The organism is Nocardioides sp. S-1144 (assembly GCF_005954645.2).
GTDB classification, from domain to species: Bacteria; Actinomycetota; Actinomycetes; order Propionibacteriales; family Nocardioidaceae; genus Nocardioides; species Nocardioides dongxiaopingii.
Genome location: NZ_CP040695.2, coordinates 4099064 through 4115695, shown reverse-complemented (window position 1 = coordinate 4115695; position 16632 = coordinate 4099064). Strand labels below are relative to the sequence as shown.

Below are 16632 nucleotides of genomic sequence, written 5' to 3'. Positions count from 1 at the left end.
TGCTAGCGCCGGGGAGCCTTGCGGACCACGATCTTCTTGGTGGTCTGGCGCGAGACGGTGAGCGCGTCGCCGGCGTAGGTGACGGCGGCCCTGACGGTGCCGGCCTTCCTGAACTTCGGCAGCGTGATGGTGACCTTGCCGGCCTTGAGGGTGCCGGCGTAGGTCTTGGCACCGATCTTCACCGTGACCTTGCCGGTGGGCGTGAACCCCGCGGCCCGGACGGCGACGACGACCTTGGCCCTCGTCCTCCCGGCCACGACCTTCCCCGGCTGGACGGCGACCGCGAGGCTCGGGGCGGCCTTGACGACCGCGACGGTCGCGACCGCGCTGCTGCTCGGGTTGGTCGCGGCGTCGCCGAGGTAGCGCGCCTGGACGGTGCGGTTGCCGACGGTGGGGAAGGGGCCGACCTTGGCGCTCGCGCGGCCGGCGACCAGCGCGACGGTGGAGACCTTCGCCCCGCCGACCCACAGCTCGACCTGGCCGGTCGGCGTCCCGCCGGGCCTGGCGACGCTGATGGAGACCGACGAGGTGCCCTGCCGGACCGGCAGCGAGCCCGCGGCGACCGAGACCGTGGTGGTCGAGTCGACGGTGACCACCGCAGGAGCGGTCACGGTGATCGGGACGGTGACGGAGCCGGTGGTCGCGCCGGAGACGACGAGCGTCGCCGGGCCCGCGGGCGTCGTGGCCGGGACCAGCGCACGGACGGCGGCGGTGCCGTACTCGTCGGTGGGCGCCTGGCCGCTGGTCCTGTCGACCGGGACCGGCCCGCCGAGCGGCTGACCGTCGAGGGTCACGCTCAGCGAGGAGTCCGTGGCGCTCGCCGCTCCCGGGAAGGCGAGCGAGGTGAGGTCGACGGCGAGGACCTCACCCGCGACGACGGTCGTGCCGTTCGGCGTGGAGACGCCGACGGAGTGCTGGGTGTCGTCGACGGTGGGGGCGGTGCCGAGGTGCTCGACGAGCGCCGCCCGCTCGGTCTTGTTGGCCGCCCGGTCCAGGGTGCGGCCGGAGAAGGCCGGGAAGCGGGCGTCGCTGCGCAGCGCCCCGGACGTGGTGACCGAGTAGCTCGTCCCGGCGGCGACGGGGACGCCGTTGAGCCGCACGTCGGTGACCCGCGAGTCCTGCGGCCGGGTCGGGTCGTAGGTGTAGCGGAAGCCCGCCGAGGTGCCGAGGCGGACGAACGGCTGCGACGGGCTCCACTGCTGCTCGAGCAGGCTCTTGACCTGGGCGCCGGTCAGCTTGAAGTTGCGCATGTCGGCGGTCGACGGCTGCACGGCCGCGGCCTGCTTGTAGGTGGCCACGGTCGGGCCGGCCAGGTCGGCCTTGACGGCGTCCGGGTGCACGAACGAGATCTGGGCCGCGCCGTTCGCGCCGTTGGAGGTGCTCGTGGCGCGCTGCGCCTCGGCCACCAGGTTCGCCAGTCGCGACTCGCCACCGAGGGAGACGGTGTCGTCGGCGAGGCGGGCCCGGGTGACCGGCCCCGCGATCGGGCCGAGCTCGTAGTCGTCCAGGACCTGGACGTCCCGGAAGCGCATCCCCTCGGTGGACGCCGCGTTGGTGATGCCGATGGCGCCGTTGAGCGTGCTGGGGGCCGCGCGGGTCTCGATCAGGGCGCCGTTGAGGTAGATCCGGACGGCCGAGGCGGTGACCTCGACGCGGGTGGTGTTCCACTCGCCGACCGGCCGCCCGACGGCGTTGCCGGTGCCCAGCGGCACCGCGATGCTGGCAGCGGTGTCGCGGCCGGCCGAGGCGAGGTGGAGGGTCGCGGACTCCCCGGCCGAGGAGCGCTTCCAGTCGGCCTCGACGGTGTGCGGCCCGGTCTGGGTCGTCGTCGTCCACATGGTGGCGGTGCCACGGAAGCTGCGGAGGGTGCAGTCGGCCTGACGGCCGAACACGCCGGGGCCACCGGCCTTGCGCCAGACGTCGAACGAGGCGAACGTGCCGTCGAAGAGGCGGGTCCAGCCGGGGTTCACCGGCGTCGGGGCGCAGGTGTCGAAGGACGTGCCGCCGACCTGGACGGCGTCGAAGTTGAGGCGGCAGAAGTCGGTGCCCCGGTTGCAGTTGATCGCGAGCGTGTTGCTGCCGGCGTTCAGGTTGACCTGCGCCTGCGCGACGCGCCAGGTCTCCCAGTCGCCGGTCATCGGGTAGGACACGATCTGGCGGCTGCCGTTGGTGGTCAGGCCCATCGACCGGGTGACGTTCTCGTCGGCACCCAGCAGACCGGCCGCGTAGCGGATGTAGACCGGGTAGGTGCCGGCCTCGGGGGCCGTGACCGTCATCGTCGAGGTCATCCCGGTCTCGCGGAACGTGTAGGACCCGGTGCCGGAGAAGTTGCCGTGGTCGCCGGAGTTCAGGGCCGGGCCGCCGCTGATGACGCCGTCCTCGACCTCGACGAAGGCGATCACGGTGTCGCCGACGGCTCTCGGGTTCGCGGGGTCGGCAGCGGCGGCGGGAACGGTGCCGACGCCGGTGAGACCGACGGCCACGACGGCCAGGGCGCTCAGCGTCCGGCGGACGGCTCGGGCGGACAGGGGACGGGACACGGCGGGCTCCTCCGAGGCATGGCTGTGACACGCGCCACAACTGGTGCTGCCGACGGTAGGGCTCGAGGTTCGTAATGTCGAAACTGGTTCCGTTATGTGGACAGAGTGGTCATCGCGTCCACTGTTGGAGGCAGGCGTTCACGTTCATGAACTGGCGATCACTCGTAGGTGGAGCGGTCGTGCACCTGGAGCGTCTCGAACTCCTGGGGAAGGTCGTCGTAGCCGCTGCAGTCCATGTCGGCGGTGTCGCCCTCGCTCAGGGTGACGTCGAGGCGGCAGTCGACCTGGGCCAGGACGCGGGTGCCCTCACGGAAGGTGAAGGTGATCGAGGGGCGGTCCCACGACTCGGCGTCCTCGCGCGAGCTGGTGACCGAGAGCCCGGTGATCTGGTCGGACCCGAGGTCGTCGGGGCCGGTCGGGCGCACGAAGCTCCAGCCCTCGGCGTACTCGAAGTCGCGGATCTCGAAGGCCTGGCCCTCCTTGATCGTGAGGGGGTCCTTGCTCGAGCCGCGGTAGTCGGTGTCGAAGGAGTCCTCGATGCCGTTCTTCACGCTCACGACCCCCCAGGCGGTCAGAGCCACGAGGCCGCCGCAGAAGAGGACGACGACCAGGCCCACGATGAGCAGCACGTTGCGGGTGCCGTTGTTGTTGCGGGGCGGGTACGGGTTCGGGTAGGCGCCGGGGCCGTACGGGTTCGGGTAGGGCTGCTGGGGCTCCGGAGCGCCGTACGGCGGGGGCTGCTGCGACATGGGCGTCATTGTGTCCCGCGCGGGCGCGGGTCAACCCTGCCCGTCAGCCGCCGGTGGCCAGCAGCGCGGCGATGCCGAGCATGGTCACGCCGATGAGGACGTCGAGCACCTGCCACGCCCGCGGCGTCGACAGGGTGCGGTGCATCAGCCGGGCGCCGTACCCGAGGCCGACGAACCAGACGATGCTCGCGGTGCCGGCGCCGGCGGCGAACCACCAGACGTGGTCGTGGGTGTGGGCGATCGAGCCGACGAGCAGCACGGTGTCGAGGTAGACGTGCGGGTTGAGCCAGGTGAGCGCGACCGCCGTCCGGACGGCGACGCCGAGGGTGGCGTCCTGCCCGGTGGCGGCCTCGAGGGACTCACCCCGGCGGGCGCGGAGCAGGCTGCGGACGCCGTACCAGGTCAGGAACGCCACGCCGGCCCAGCGGACGACGTCGACCACCCACCCGGCCTGCTCGATGACGGTGCCGATGCCGGCGATCCCCGCGACGATCAGTACGAGGTCGGAGACCGCGCAGACCGCCACCACCGCGCCGACGTGCCGGCGGGCCAGGCCCTGGCGCAGCACGAAGGCGTTCTGCGCGCCGATGGCGATGATCAGGCTCAGCCCGGTGAGCAGGCCGGCGACGCTGGAGGAGAGCACGGCACCACGCTAGGGACCCGGACGCCGTTCAGGCCAGCGAAATAATCTTCAACCTGATTAGGCTGGCTTCATGCAGCCCGACCAGCTCGCCGCCCTCGCCGCGATCGTCGACCACGGGACCTTCGAGGCAGCGGCCCGGCAGCTGCACGTCACCACCAGCGCGGTCAGCCAGCGGATCCGGGCGCTCGAGACGTCGGTCGGCCAGGTCGTCGTGCGCCGCTCGACGCCGTGCGTGGCCACGCCCGCGGGGGAGACGCTGGTCCGGCTGGCGCGGCAGACGGCGCTGCTCCACGACGAGGCCCGTGCGCTCCTGGACGCCGGCACCCGGGCGCGCACCGACCTCCCGGTCGCGGTGAACGCCGACTCGCTCGCCACCTGGTTCCGCGACGTCGTCGGTGAGGTCGCCGGCTGGGACGGTGTCGCGCTGCGGCTGCACGTGGAGGACCAGGGCTTCTCGGCCGACCTGCTGCGCCGCGGCGACGTGCTCGGCGCGGTCACCTCCGACCCCGTCGCGGTGCAGGGCTGCGCGGTGGAGCCGCTCGGCTCGCTGCGCTACCGGCCGGCGGCGTCCCCGGCGTTCGCGGAGCGCTGGCGGCACGGCCGCGGCGCCGACTGGGCGCGGATGCCGGTGGTGGTGTTCAACGAGAAGGACGCGCTCCAGCACGAGCTGCTGGCCGCGCGCGGCCTCGGCCCGCCGCCGGTCGCGCACCGCGTGCCCACCTCGACCGACTACCACGAGGCGGTCCGCCGCGGCCTGGGCTGGGGGCTGCTCCCGGCACCCCAGCTCGACCCCGACCTGGCCTCCGGCGCGCTGGTGCTGCTCTCGGCCCGCGACCGCGTCGACGTCCCGCTGCACTGGCAGCGCTGGCGGCTCGACTCGCCCGTCCTGGCCCGGCTGACCGAGACGGTCCGGGCGGCCGCCGCGCCGGCGCTCCGACCTGCTCGCTGACCACCCCGGACGCTGACCCGTCGCTGATCAGCGACGGGTCAGTGCGACAACGACGCCGACCCGTCGCTGATCAGCGACGGGTCGGCGGGGTTGGTGGTGCGGGTGGGTCAGAACGCGGACTCGTCGAGGTCCATCAGGGAGAGGTCGGTGGCCTCGGCGATGGCGCGCTCGGCGGAGATCTTCGGCAGGTTGTACTGGGCGAAGAACTGGGCCGCGGCGACCTTGCCCTCGTAGAACGACTTGTCCTTCGGCGAGACCTCGCCGCCGAGCTTGCCGAGGGCGACGTCGGCGCCGCGCAGCAGCAGCCAGGCGCAGACGACGTCGCCGAGCACCATCAGCAGGCGGGTGGTGTTGAGCCCCACCTTGTAGATGTTGCGGATGTCGTCCTGGGCCGACATGAGCTCGTTGATCATGTGGCCGACGATGGCGTTGGCGTCGTCGAGGGCGGTGGCCAGGAGTGCGCGCTCGCTCTTGAGGCGGCCGTTGCCGCCCTCGGCGTCGAGGAACTTCTGGATCTCGGCCGCGATGGTGCCGAGCGCCCTGCCCTGGTCCTTGACGATCTTGCGGAAGAAGAAGTCCTGGCCCTGGATCGCGGTCGTGCCCTCGTAGAGGGTGTCGATCTTGGCGTCGCGGACGTACTGCTCCAGCGGGTACTCCTGCAGGAAGCCGGAGCCACCGAAGGTCTGCAGCGACTCGGTGCCGAGCAGCACCCACGAGCGCTCCGAGCCGTAGCCCTTGACGATCGGGAGCAGCAGGTCGTTGACGGCGTTCGCGAGCTTGGCGTCCTCGCCCAGGCCCTCGCCGTGGTGCTCGGCGAGCTGGATCCGGTCCTGCCACGTCGCGGTGTAGAGCACCAGCGAGCGCATCGCCTCGGAGAAGGACTTCTGCACCATCAGCGAGCGGCGGACGTCGGGGTGGTGGGTGATCGTGACGCGCGGCGCGGTCTTGTCGCCGGACTGCGTCAGGTCGGCGCCCTGCTGGCGCTGCTTGGCGTACTCGAGGGCGTTGAGGTAGCCGGTCGAGAGGGTGGCGATGGCCTTGGTGCCGACCATCATCCGGGCGTTCTCGATGACCTGGAACATCTGCGCGATGCCGTGGTGGACCTCGCCGAGCAGCCAGCCGCGGGCGGGCTCTCCGTTGCCGACGGAGGAGTCGCCGAAGGTGACCTCGCAGGTGTTGGAGACCTTGATGCCCATCTTGTGCTCGACGTTGGTCACGTAGACGCCGTTGCGCTCGCCGGTGAGCTCGCCGGTCTCGTGGTCGAAGTGGTGGTGGGGCACCAGGAACAGCGAGAGGCCCTTGGTGCCCGGGCCGCCGACGCCCTCGACGCCCACCGGGCGGGCGAGGACGAGGTGCATGATGTTCTCGCTCATGTCGTGCTCGGCCGAGGTGATGAAGCGCTTGACGCCCTCAATGTTCCACGAGCCGTCGGCGTTGGCGGTGGCGCGGGAGCGGCCGGCGCCGACGTCGGAGCCGGCGTCGGGCTCGGTGAGGACCATGGTGCAGCCCCACTGGCGCTCGACCATGATCTGGGCGATCCGCTTGTCGCGGTCGTTGCCGTTGCGGTGCACGACCTGCGCGAACGCGGGGCCGGCGGCGTACATCCACACCGGCGCGTTGGCGCCGAGCACCATCTCGGCCGTGGCCCACACCAGCGAGGAGGGCGCCGGCGTGCCGCCGAGGTCCTCGTTGATCTGCAGGCGCCAGAACTCGGCGTCCATCCAGGCGCGGTAGCTCTTCTGGAACGACTCGGGGATCGGCGCGGTGTTCGTGGCGGGGTCGAAGACCGGCGGGTTGCGGTCGCTGTCCTCGTACGACGCGGCGAGGTCCTCGCGGGAGAGCCGCTCCACCTCCGCCAGGATCGAGCGCGCCGACTCACCGTCGACGTCGGCGAACGGGCCGGTGCCCAGGATCTCGTCGCGACCGAGCACCTCGAAGAGGTTGAACTCGATGTCGCGCAGGTTGCTCTTGTAGTGGCTCACGGGCTCACCGTTCCTTGATCTCGTCGTGGAGCTCGGTCCTGCCCGCCGCTCAACAGTGCGGGCTACCGACCAGTAACTTGATGATAGGAGCCCGGCTCGGCCTGTGCAAGAACCGGGTGACGTCGACGAGGGGCGTCCCGGACGAGCGGCACGGCGTTCGGCGCGGCGACCAGGGCGGAGACCGGATGCTTCCGGGGGTGCCATGTCCAGTGATCGACCCGACATATCTGACACACTGGCCCTATGCGAGTTTCCGCCAAGTCCGACTACGCGCTGCGTGCCCTCATCGAGATGGCCGGGCGCGAGGACGGCAAGGCGGTCAGCGCCGAGGAGCTCGGCCGGCTGCAGGAGATCCCGCACGGCTTCCTCCAGGCGATCCTGGCCGACCTGCGCCGCGCCGGCGTCGTGATGTCGCAGCGCGGGCAGTCGGGCGGCTGGCGGATGGGACGCCCGGCCACCGACGTCTCGGTCGCCGACGTCATCCGCGCCGTCGACGGTCCGCTCGTCTCGGTCTACGGCCTGCGCCCGGAGTCGGTCACCTACAACGAGTCCGCCGACGTCCTCCAGCACGTCTGGATCGCGGCGCGTCGCTCCCTGCGCGACGTCTTCGAGCAGGTCTCCATCCAGCAGCTGGCCGACGGCAAGCTGCCCAAGGCGGTCACCTCGCGCACCGCCGACGAGGACGCCTGGCAGCCGCACTGACGCTGGCTGCGGTCGGCGTGGCGGGGCCGGGGGCTTCGTCGGCGCTCGCTGGCGCTCGCTTGCTCAGCCTCCGGGTTACGCCACCTCGGAGAGGCGGCGCTTCAGCTTGCGCTTCTTCTTCTCCGACTTCGCCAGCTGCCGCTCGAGGTCGTCGGCGCGACGGCGGAGCAGCTCGACCTCGTGGCGGGCGAGGTCGAGGGCGGCGGTGAGGTCGTCGACGGAGTCGGCGCACCGGAGGTCGGGCTCGAGGGCGGCGAGGTCGCCGACGACGTCGTACGGCGAGGAGGCCAGCAGGTCGGCCCACGTGCCGGCGAGCCGGCGCAGGTCGGCCGCCCGGGCCGCGGGGACGACGTCCTGACCCGACGTGACCGAGGGAGTCTCCGGACCGACCCGCAGCGACGCCGTCCCGAACCCGACGACACGGCCGAACGAGCGCCAGGTGCCGGCGCCGTCGGACCCGACGATGACGTGCAGCCGGCCGGGGTCGGGCACGGCCGCCGCCCAGCGGTCCAGGACCGACGCGAGGTCGCGACCGGGGTCGCCGGGGATGGTCCAGGCGTCGGGGGCGCGGGCGGTCACCACCACGTGCACGTCGAAGGCGTCGAGCGCGGCGACGAGGGTCCGGGCGCGGTCCGGGGGCGCGGCGGCGAGCAGCGGCCGGCTCAGGACGACGGTGTCCCGGCCGCGACCGGCGTCGCGGCGCAGGCCCGCCCAGGTGCCGTCGCCCTCGGCCGGCTCGGCCGGACGACGCACGCCGAGATCGAGCAGCGCGTGCGCGTGGGAGTCCAGCGCGGTGCCGACGACGTCGCCGGACCCGTCGTCCAGGCCGACGTGGACGAACGCCTGACGCTTGCGGGGCATGGGCGCAGCGTCCCCCGCCGTCGTGGCCGGCAGGTGAACGCGGGACGTCGTCCGCGCGGCACCCGGTGGGCGGGGTCGCGACGGGGCGGCGTCCTAGCGGACCCGGAGGTCCTCGGGCACGCCGGCGACCGCGCGCTGGAGCCAGGTCACCAGGGGCTTCAGAGCGCGCCAGTCGTCGCGGATCAGCGTGAGGACCGCCGGGGTGTGGATGACCTTCTCGAACCCGTACGGCCGGCCGAGGATGATCTGCCGGTGCCGCAGCAGGTCGATGCGGGGGTGGTCGGCGTCGAAGCCGCGCGGGGTCGTCTTGAGCCGGTCGCCGCCGAGCTCGAACCCGGACCGCTCCAGCTTCGAGACGACGCGCCGCAGGGCCGGGCCGGTCCTGTCGTCGGCGACGGCGGCGCGGATCGCGCCCAGCCGGGCGCCGCTGGCCTCGTAGAAGCCGGCGCCGACGCGCACGCCCCGCGGCGACAGCTCGACGTACCAGCCCATCGACGGGCCGGCCGCGACGAACGCGCCCTGGTGGGTCTTGTACGGCGTCTTGTCCTTCGCGAACCGGACGTCGCGGTAGGGCCGGAAGATCTTCACCGCCCCGAACTCGGGCTCGAGCGCCGCCGACAGAGCCGCGAACGGCTTCTTCACCGACTCGTCGTAGACCTCCTTGTGGGCCTCCCAGAAGGACTTGGTGTTGTCCATCTCGAGGTCGTCGTAGAAGTCGAGCGCGGCGACGGGGAAGCCTTGGAACTGCACGGGTCGAGGCTACGTCGGCCGTCGCGGCCGACGACCGTCAGGTACGAGCGGCCCCGTTGCTCTCCCCGGACCGGCTGCGGGGGTCTCGGCACGCTTGTGCGCCCTCGTTCCTCGGGCGCGTCGCTTGCTCGACCTTCGATCGCCCGCGACACCTCGTTCGTTCCTCACGAGGTGTCGGCGATCTCGAGCGGATGACGAGACTCGAACTCGCGACATCGACCTTGGGAAGGTCGCGCTCTACCAACTGAGCTACATCCGCACTGCTGCGGCGACGATGCTAGCCCACCCCGGTCGGGTCAGTCGGCGACAGGTCGGGAGAACGTGCCGTGGCGGGGCGCGAGGCCGTCGCCCGAGGAGCGCCCGGTCAGCCGGCGGTGGACCCACGGCGCGGCCGAGGTGCGCACCCAGACGGCGTTCTGGCGCAGCACGTCGGCGCGGCGGTCCGACGTCGCCAGCGGGGTCGGGGCCAGCGGCGCGAGCTCGTGCGGCACCCCGAGCACGTCGAGGACGGCGGTCGCCATCCGCTGGTGGCCGGCCGGTCCCATGTGCAGCCGGTCGGGGTCCCAGAGGCCCCAGTCGCGGTACTCGCGCATCCGCCAGAAGTCGACGATGCTCGCGCCGTGCCGGTCGGCGCTCTCGCGCACCAGCTCGTTGTAGAGCGCGAACCGGCCGCGGAGCAACTTGAACGTGGCCGACCCACCCGGGTCGAACGCCGTCCACACGAGCAGGCGGGCGCCGGTCGCGGCGAGCCGGCCGAGGGCGGCGTCGTAGTCGGCGACGAGGGCGTCGAGGTCGACCTGGGGCCGCAGGATGTCGTTGCCGCCGGCGTAGATGGTGACCAGGTCGGGCTCGAGGTCCACGGCGGGGCCGACCTGCTCGGCGATGATCGCGCGCAGCTTGCGCCCGCGGATGGCGAGGTTGGCGTAGCCGAACGCGGGCTCGTCGTGCCCCAGCACCTCGGCCACCCGGTCGGCCCAGCCGCGGACGCCGTTCGGCCGGCCCGGGTGCAGGTCGCCGACGCCCTCGGTGAAGGAGTCGCCGAGCGCGACGTAGCGGCGGTAGGGGTGCGTGCTCACCCGGCGATTGTGCTCGGCCGGCCCGGGCGCGCCGACGGTAGGGTGCCAGCGTGCTGCTGTCAGATCGCGACATCATGGCCGAGATCGACGCGGGCCGGGTCGGCCTCGACCCCTGGGACCCCGGGATGGTGCAGCCGTCCTCGGTCGACGTGCGCCTCGACCGCTACTTCCGGGTCTTCGAGAACCACCGCTACCCCCACATCGACCCGGCCGCCGACCAGTCCGACCTGACCCGGGTGGTCGAGCCCCAGGGCGACGAGCCGTTCATCCTGCACCCCGGCGAGTTCGTGCTCGGCTCGACCTACGAGGTCGTGTCGCTGCCCGACGACATCGCCGCCCGGGTGGAGGGCAAGTCGTCGCTCGGCCGGCTCGGCCTGCTCACCCACGCGACCGCCGGCTTCGTCGACCCCGGCTTCTCCGGGCACGTGACCCTCGAGCTCGCGAACGTGGCGACCCTCCCGATCAAGCTCTACCCCGGCATGAAGATCGGCCAGTTCTGCTTCTTCCGGCTCAGCTCGCCCTCCGAGCACCCCTACGGCTCGGAGAAGTACGGCTCGCGCTACCAGGGCCAGCGCGGCCCGACGCCGTCCCGGTCGTTCCAGAGCTTCCACCGCACGCCGATCTGAGCCGGGTCGGCCGGCGTCCGGGATTTCCCCGGTCGACCGGGGAAGTCTGAACTGGGGGGCCGGGATATCGCCCCCCAAGTTCAGGGATCCCCGGCCGACCGGGGAAATCCCGGCGGCTCCGGATAAGGTGACCCTAAGTAAGGTCAACCTGACTCGAGAGGCCACCATGACTACCACCACCACCGATCTCCCGATGCTGATCGAGGAGGTGGAGTGCGTGTCGGTCGAGCGGGTGTCGCCGAGCTTCGTGCGCGTCGAGCTCGGGTCGCCGGCGCTCGCCGAGCTCGACCGGAACGACCGCTCCTACGACCAGCGGGTCAAGCTGATCTTCGCCGACGGCGACCACCCGCTGCCGTCCTTCGCCGGGGCCGACGACTCCTGGTACGCGACCTGGATGACCAAGCCGCTCTCGGAGCGTGGCCACATGCGCACCTACACGGTCCGCGAGGTGCGCGGCGAGGGCGTCGACACCCGGCTGGTCGTCGACTTCATCGTCCACGACGGCGACTGCGGTCCCGGCGGCACCTGGGGTGCGCGCGCCCGCGTCGGTGACCGGCTGGTGCTGATGGCGCCGCGCCGCGGGTACCTCTACGGCGGCATCGAGTTCGTGCCCGGGGACGCCAGCCGGCTGCTCCTGGTCGGCGACGAGACCGCCGTCCCGGCGATCGCGGCGATCCTCGAGCAGCTCGACGTCGGCGCGCAGGGCGCCGCGTTCCTGGAGGTGCCGTTCAGCGACGACGTCCTGACGCTGCAGCACCCGCCCGGCATCAGCGTGCACTGGGTGCCCCGTGACGGCGCGCCGCGCGGCGAGGCCCTGGACGTCGCCGTGCTGGGCTACCTCGGCGCCGGCCCGGTCGACCTCGACGTGTCCGACGACGAGGTCGACCCCGACCTGTGGGAGACCCCCACGCACTCGTCGTCCGGCGAGGACGTCGCCGAGCACGCGGGTCCCGTCGGTCACGACTGGGACGGGCTCTACGCCTGGATCGCCGGCGAGTCGAAGATCGTCACCGGGCTGCGCCGCGCGCTGGTCAAGGACCTCGGCATCGACCGCCACCAGGTGGCCTTCATGGGCTACTGGCGCCACGGCGTCGCGATGCGGTCCTGACGCCGGGAGGACTCAGGCGTCGAGGCGGTCGGCGACGGCGCGCACGCGCTGGGCCATCCGGCGGCGCCGGGTCTGGCGGCGGGCGCTGAGGAGGTCGGTGCGGGCCCGGTCCTGGCCGGTGAGCCCGGTCGCGAGGACGGCGGAGTGGTTGCGGCGCAGCTCGTAGTCGAGCAGCTGGGTGGCGTTGTTCATGGCGGTGCTCCTCGTGGCCGGGACGGGTGCGCGGCCGGTTCGTGGGTGACGTGGACGGGGGACGGGGACGGGCTCAGAGCTGGGTGAGGACGATGTCGCCGCTGACCGTCTTGGCCCGCAGCTCGACGTAGTCGGCGCCGTCCTCGGGCTGGCCGGCGCCCTCGAGCGTGGAGTGGATGCGCCCGGTGACGGTGGAGACGTCGGTCCACACCGGGACGCCGGCGGGGATGCCGACGCGGACGTCGCCCGAGGCGCCCTTGACCTGCACCCGGCCGGCGCTGACCGAGGCGATCTGGAGGTCGCCGGAGCCGGTCGTGAGGCCGACGTCGGTGCGGGCCTGGCCGATGTGGAGGTCGCCGGAGCCGGTCTTGACGGCCGTGGCGCCGTTCGACTCGCGGATCTGGACGTCGCCCGAGCCGGTCGAGACCGCGGCGTCGCTGCCCGCGGTGCCGATCGTGACGTCGCCGGAGCCGCTCTTGACGCGCAGCGACCCGGTGACCGAGACCAGGGTGATGTCGCCCGAGCCGGTCTCCACCAGGCCCGCGCCGGCGACGTCCTGGACGCGCACGTCGCCGGAGCCCGACCGCAGGTGGCAGGTGCCGATGGTGCCGGTGACGTGCAGGTCGGCGCTGCCGAGCTTGGTGACGACGCCGCTGCCGTCGGGGACGGTGACGACGACGTCGAGCCGGCGCTCGCCGCCGAGGAACCCGCCGCGCTGGCGGGGGGCGATGATCCGCAGGCGGTCGCCGTCGAGCTCGACGAGGGTCTCGGCGGCGTCGGGGCCGTCGAGGGTGACCCGGGTCTCGACGGTGTCGGTGGCGTGGACCTCGACCGCGCCCTTGCCGATCTCGACGTAGACCTCGACGGGCTGGTGGGTCTCGAACTGGTGCTCGCTCATGGTGGCTGCTCCCTGGCTGGTCGTGCTCGGGTGGTGGAGGGTGTGCTCGTCCACGGGGCCGGCCTGCTGCCGGTCCCGGGGTGCTGCTGGGCGGGGTGCTACCGAGTGGTCAGACCCAGCCGTTCATCCGCTTGGACCCACGGTTGCCGCGGGTGTTGGGGAAGCCGTCGCCGCCGAAGAACGGCAGGCTCGACAGGTCGATGTCGACGTTGATCGCGGCGTCGCCCTGGCCCCGGGTGGCGGACCGGATGACGTTGACCAGCCACGTGTTGAGCGACTGCCCGGCGCCGGCGGCGGCGTCCTCGGCGCGAGCCTTGACCGACTCGGGCAGGCGCAGGGTGATCCGCGCCATCCCGCCGTCCTCGGCCTCCTCGGGCGGGGCCGGCGGCAGCGGCGGCGTGGGCGGTGCCGGCGGCGCGGGCGGGCCCGCGAGGTGCTGGGCGGCGGCGCTGTCGACGACGAAGGCGAGGTCGCGGCCGTCGAGCCGGACGTCGACGCCGCCGGCCGGCATCTCGGCGGTGATCTCGGCGCAGGCCTGGCTGATCGCCTCCATCAGCGCGAGTCGGGCGGCGGGGTCGAGCGCGAAGCTGAGCCGCTCGGCGGCGTTGCGCAGCTCGTCGCCGGCCCCCTCGGCCGCGGCCAGCAGGTCGCGCCGGAGGTGGTCGACGTAGGGGGTGATGTCCATGCGCACCACTCTGACATCGCCGGTGATGTCATGTCAACCCATTCTGACGTCACAGTGACATCAGATGATGTCAGGTGGTGTCAGCCGGGTGGTTCCGCCCGTCCGTAGGGGTGAAGGCCGTCACGGCCGGGCGGTCCTAGGTTCGGAAGGCTCTGCTGACCCCCCGGGAGGGAACCCACATGTCCTCGGTGCTGCCGATGGCCACGATCATCGACGCGAACTTCGTCGACTACCTGATCGTCGGCATCTACTTCGCGTTCGTGCTCGGGATCGGGGTGATGGCGCGCCGTCAGGTCTCCGACTCGGTCGACTTCTTCCTGTCCGGGAGGTCGCTGCCGGCCTGGGTGACCGGCCTGGCCTTCGTCTCGGCCAACCTCGGCGCGGTCGAGATCATGGGCATGTCGGCCAACGGCGCGGAGTTCGGGCTGCCGACGCTGCACTACTTCTGGATCGGCGCGATCCCGGCCATGCTCTTCCTCGGCGTGGTGATGATGCCCTTCTACTACGGCTCGAAGGTCCGCTCGGTGCCGGAGTTCATGCTCCGGCGCTTCGGTCCCGCGGCGCACCTGGTCAACGCGCTCTCCTTCGCGGTGGCGCAGCTGCTCATCGCCGGCATCAACCTCTACCTGCTCGCCAGCATCATCAAGGCGATGCTCGGGTGGGAGCTCTGGATCTCCCTCGTGGTGGCCGCGGTCGTCGTCCTCACCTACATCACGCTCGGCGGGCTGAGCGCGGCGATCTACAACGAGGTGCTGCAGTTCTTCGTGATCGTGGCCGCCCTGCTGCCGCTGACCCTGATCGGCCTGCACCAGGTCGGCGGCTACAGCGGGCTGAAGGACAAGATCACCGAGGCGGCGCCGACGGCCGCCGACGCCGACGCCCAGCTCAACTCGTGGCCCGGCACCAACCTGACCGGCATCGACAACGAGGTGCTGTCGGTCATCGGCATCGTCCTCGGCCTCGGCTTCGTGCTCTCCTTCGGCTACTGGACGACGAACTTCGTCGAGGTGCAGCGGGCGATGGCCTCCGACTCGATCTCCTCGGCGCGCAAGACCCCGATCATCGGTGCCTTCCCAAAGATCCTGGTCCCCTTCATCACGATCCTGCCCGGCATGATCGCCGCCGTCGCGGTGGCCGAGATCGTCCAGACCAAGGCGGGCGAGACGGTGGCGGGCGGCGCGTCCGGGGACGGCGTGAAGTTCAACGACTCGCTGCTCTACCTGATGCGCGACGTCCTGCCGAACGGCCTGCTCGGCATCGCGATCGCCGGCCTGCTGGCGGCGTTCATGGCCGGCATGGCGGCCAACATCTCGGCGTTCAACACCGTCTTCAGCTACGACCTGTGGCAGTCCTACGCCGTCAAGGACCGCAGCGACGGCTACTACCTGAAGGTCGGGCGCCTCGCCACCATCGGCGCCACCGTGGTCGCGATCTTCACCGCCGGGCTGGCGGCCAACTTCGACAACATCATGGACTACCTCCAGACGCTGTTCGGGTTCTTCAACGCGCCGCTGTTCGCGACGTTCATCCTCGGCATGTTCTGGAAGCGGATGACGCCGACCGCCGCCTGGATCGGCCTGGTTGCCGGCACCCTCTCGGCGGTGGCGGTGGCGTTCCTCAGCGAGGACGCCTTCGGCAGCGCCAGCCTCGGGGTGATCGGGCTCAGCGGTCAGGGCGCCTCGTTCGTGGCCGCCGGCGCCGCCTTCGCCGTCGACATCGTGCTCAGCGTCGTGATCTCGCTGGTGACCAAGCCCCGGCCGGCGTCCGAGCTCGTCGGGCTGGTCTACTCCGAGACGCCGAAGGACACGCTCGTCGACGAGAACGAGGCGGGGTACCCCTGGTACCGGCGCACCGTGCCGCTCGCGGGCGTCGCGCTGGGTCTCGTCGTCGTCCTCAACTTCATCTTCTAGGGAAGGAGCGACCATGGCTCAGCCGACCGGCTCCAAGAAGCACACCGCGGGCGCGCTCGACATCCGCAACGTCATCGGCGCGCTGTTGTTCGTCTACGGCGCCATCCTGCTCGTCACCCGGCTCGTCTCGGGCGACGAGGGCGGGGAGAACTCCGCGGGCGTCAACGCCAACCTGTGGGCGGGCCTCGCGCTGGCCGCCGTCGGCGCCGGGTTCATGATCTGGTCGCGGGTGCGCCCGATCGTCGTGCCCGAGCACGTCGACTCGCCCGAGGACCTGACCCCGCCGAAGCGCTGACGCGGGCGGTCCGGGTCGTCAGCCGAGGAACATGGCCCGGGCGGCGTCCACGCCCTCGACGGTGACGTCGGGGTGCTGCTGCCCGGCCCAGCGCGCCGCGGTGAGGCGCAGCCGGTCGGAGACGAGCGCCTCCTCGCCGCGCGCGTCGCGCGAGATCCCGTCGGGCAGGTAGCCGAGCCTGCGCGAGACGCCCTGGGACGCCCGGTTGTCGGGGAAGACCTCGGTGGTGGCGTCGAGGGCGCCGAGGTGGTCGAAGGCCAGCGTCAGCAGCCCGACCCGGGCCTCCGTGCCGAGACCGGCCCCCTGGTGCTCGACGCCGAGCCACGAGGACGTCGTCACCTCGCGCACGACCCGGAAGTCCCGGGCGCGCAGCGACACCGCGCCCACCGGCCGGTCGTCGAGGAAGACGCAGAGCCCCAGCGACCAGTCCTCGGGTCGCCACGCGTGCAGCTGGGACCAGTGACCGCGGAGCACGCGCGCGGCCCGCTCGGTGGGGGTGCCGTCGGTCCACGGCGTCAGGAACGGGCGCTCCTCCGGGCCGTGCACGCCGCGGCCGGCGAGCTCGGCCAGCGCGGCCAGCTCGTCGAGGTCGGGCAGGCGGAGGCAGAGGCGTCCGGTCCGGACGCGGAGACCGTAGGTGGGCCAGATGTCGGCGAGCACGCGTCA

17 protein-coding genes and 1 tRNA gene are annotated in these 16632 nt (G+C 72.3%); 6 read left to right on the top strand and 12 right to left on the bottom strand.

The genetic code is table 11. The features are described 5' to 3' along the window. Positions 1-2: 2 nt before the first annotated feature. The 3 genes from FE634_RS19410 to FE634_RS19400 form a co-directional block, all read right to left on the bottom strand. Positions 3-2540 carry a 5'-nucleotidase C-terminal domain-containing protein gene (locus FE634_RS19410; protein ID WP_138876825.1) on the bottom strand — a complete coding sequence of 846 codons (2538 nt, stop codon included), beginning with the start codon at positions 2538-2540 and terminating at the stop codon, positions 3-5. Positions 2541-2698: 158 nt separating this feature from the next. Continuing rightward, a complete protein-coding gene (locus tag FE634_RS19405; protein WP_137294080.1) occupies positions 2699-3289 on the bottom strand; it encodes a hypothetical protein in 591 nt (196 codons plus the stop codon). 43 nt (positions 3290-3332) lie between these two features. After that, positions 3333-3932 (bottom strand): LysE/ArgO family amino acid transporter, encoded by a 600-nt coding sequence (locus FE634_RS19400; RefSeq protein ID WP_138876824.1) that lies wholly within the window; start codon positions 3930-3932, stop codon positions 3333-3335. A gap of 70 nt (positions 3933-4002) precedes the next feature. Between FE634_RS19400 and FE634_RS19395 the strand changes: the two genes are divergently transcribed. Beyond that, positions 4003-4881, top strand: coding sequence for a LysR family transcriptional regulator ArgP (locus FE634_RS19395; RefSeq protein WP_138876823.1), 879 nt, complete (start codon positions 4003-4005; stop codon positions 4879-4881). A 107-nt stretch (positions 4882-4988) separates the two neighbouring features. On the opposite strand, the gene FE634_RS19390 is transcribed toward FE634_RS19395, so the two are convergent. Next, positions 4989-6863, bottom strand: coding sequence for an acyl-CoA dehydrogenase (locus FE634_RS19390; protein WP_148240891.1), 1875 nt, complete (start codon positions 6861-6863; stop codon positions 4989-4991). Between the two features lie 243 nt (positions 6864-7106). On the opposite strand from FE634_RS19390, the gene FE634_RS19385 reads away from it, so the two are divergent. Next, a complete protein-coding gene (locus FE634_RS19385; RefSeq protein ID WP_134766511.1) occupies positions 7107-7565 on the top strand; it encodes an RrF2 family transcriptional regulator in 459 nt (152 codons plus the stop codon). 75 nt (positions 7566-7640) lie between these two features. On the opposite strand, the gene FE634_RS19380 is transcribed toward FE634_RS19385, so the two are convergent. The 4 genes from FE634_RS19380 to FE634_RS19365 all read right to left on the bottom strand — a co-directional run bounded on the left by FE634_RS19380 (position 7641) and on the right by FE634_RS19365 (position 10252). Next, entirely contained in the window at positions 7641-8426 is a 786-nt protein-coding gene (locus FE634_RS19380; RefSeq protein ID WP_137294063.1) for a hypothetical protein, read from the bottom strand. Positions 8427-8519: 93 nt separating this feature from the next. Then, entirely contained in the window at positions 8520-9176 is a 657-nt protein-coding gene (locus FE634_RS19375) for a DUF2461 domain-containing protein (RefSeq protein WP_137294062.1), read from the bottom strand. A 186-nt stretch (positions 9177-9362) separates the two neighbouring features. Beyond that, positions 9363-9435: transfer RNA gene (locus tag FE634_RS19370), tRNA-Gly, on the bottom strand. 37 nt (positions 9436-9472) lie between these two features. Further along, complete coding sequence (locus FE634_RS19365) at positions 9473-10252, bottom strand: SGNH/GDSL hydrolase family protein (RefSeq protein ID WP_138876821.1); 780 nt, start codon at positions 10250-10252, stop codon at positions 9473-9475. Between the two features lie 50 nt (positions 10253-10302). On the opposite strand from FE634_RS19365, the gene dcd reads away from it, so the two are divergent. Together dcd and FE634_RS19355 are read left to right on the top strand one after the other, a co-directional pair. Continuing rightward, positions 10303-10878, top strand: a complete 576-nt coding sequence (gene dcd / locus FE634_RS19360) for a dCTP deaminase (protein WP_148240890.1) — start codon at positions 10303-10305, stop codon at positions 10876-10878. Between the two features lie 166 nt (positions 10879-11044). Then, entirely contained in the window at positions 11045-11986 is a 942-nt protein-coding gene (locus tag FE634_RS19355) for a siderophore-interacting protein (RefSeq protein ID WP_137294059.1), read from the top strand. Between the two features lie 12 nt (positions 11987-11998). Here the strand turns inward: FE634_RS19355 and FE634_RS19350 are convergent, their stop codons facing one another. The 3 genes from FE634_RS19350 to FE634_RS19340 all read right to left on the bottom strand — a co-directional run bounded on the left by FE634_RS19350 (position 11999) and on the right by FE634_RS19340 (position 13761). After that, positions 11999-12178, bottom strand: coding sequence for a hypothetical protein (locus FE634_RS19350; protein ID WP_137294058.1), 180 nt, complete (start codon positions 12176-12178; stop codon positions 11999-12001). Positions 12179-12251: 73 nt separating this feature from the next. Beyond that, positions 12252-13076 (bottom strand): DUF4097 family beta strand repeat-containing protein, encoded by an 825-nt coding sequence (locus tag FE634_RS19345; protein WP_137294057.1) that lies wholly within the window; start codon positions 13074-13076, stop codon positions 12252-12254. A gap of 109 nt (positions 13077-13185) precedes the next feature. After that, positions 13186-13761: a toxin-antitoxin system HicB family antitoxin gene (locus FE634_RS19340; protein ID WP_138876819.1), complete on the bottom strand. Its 576-nt coding sequence runs from the start codon at positions 13759-13761 to the stop codon at positions 13186-13188. Positions 13762-13952: 191 nt separating this feature from the next. Between FE634_RS19340 and FE634_RS19335 the strand changes: the two genes are divergently transcribed. Both FE634_RS19335 and FE634_RS19330 read left to right on the top strand, forming a co-directional pair. Further along, complete coding sequence (locus FE634_RS19335; RefSeq protein WP_187366901.1) at positions 13953-15671, top strand: sodium:solute symporter family protein; 1719 nt, start codon at positions 13953-13955, stop codon at positions 15669-15671. A gap of 13 nt (positions 15672-15684) precedes the next feature. Further along, entirely contained in the window at positions 15685-15966 is a 282-nt protein-coding gene (locus FE634_RS19330; protein ID WP_148240889.1) for a hypothetical protein, read from the top strand. Positions 15967-15984: 18 nt separating this feature from the next. Here FE634_RS19330 and FE634_RS19325 read toward each other — a convergent pair whose 3' ends face one another. Continuing rightward, the gene (locus tag FE634_RS19325; RefSeq protein WP_148240888.1) at positions 15985-16626 is read right to left on the bottom strand and encodes a GNAT family N-acetyltransferase; all 642 of its coding nucleotides are present in this window, start codon (positions 16624-16626) and stop codon (positions 15985-15987) included. Between the last annotated feature and the right edge of the window lie 6 nt (positions 16627-16632).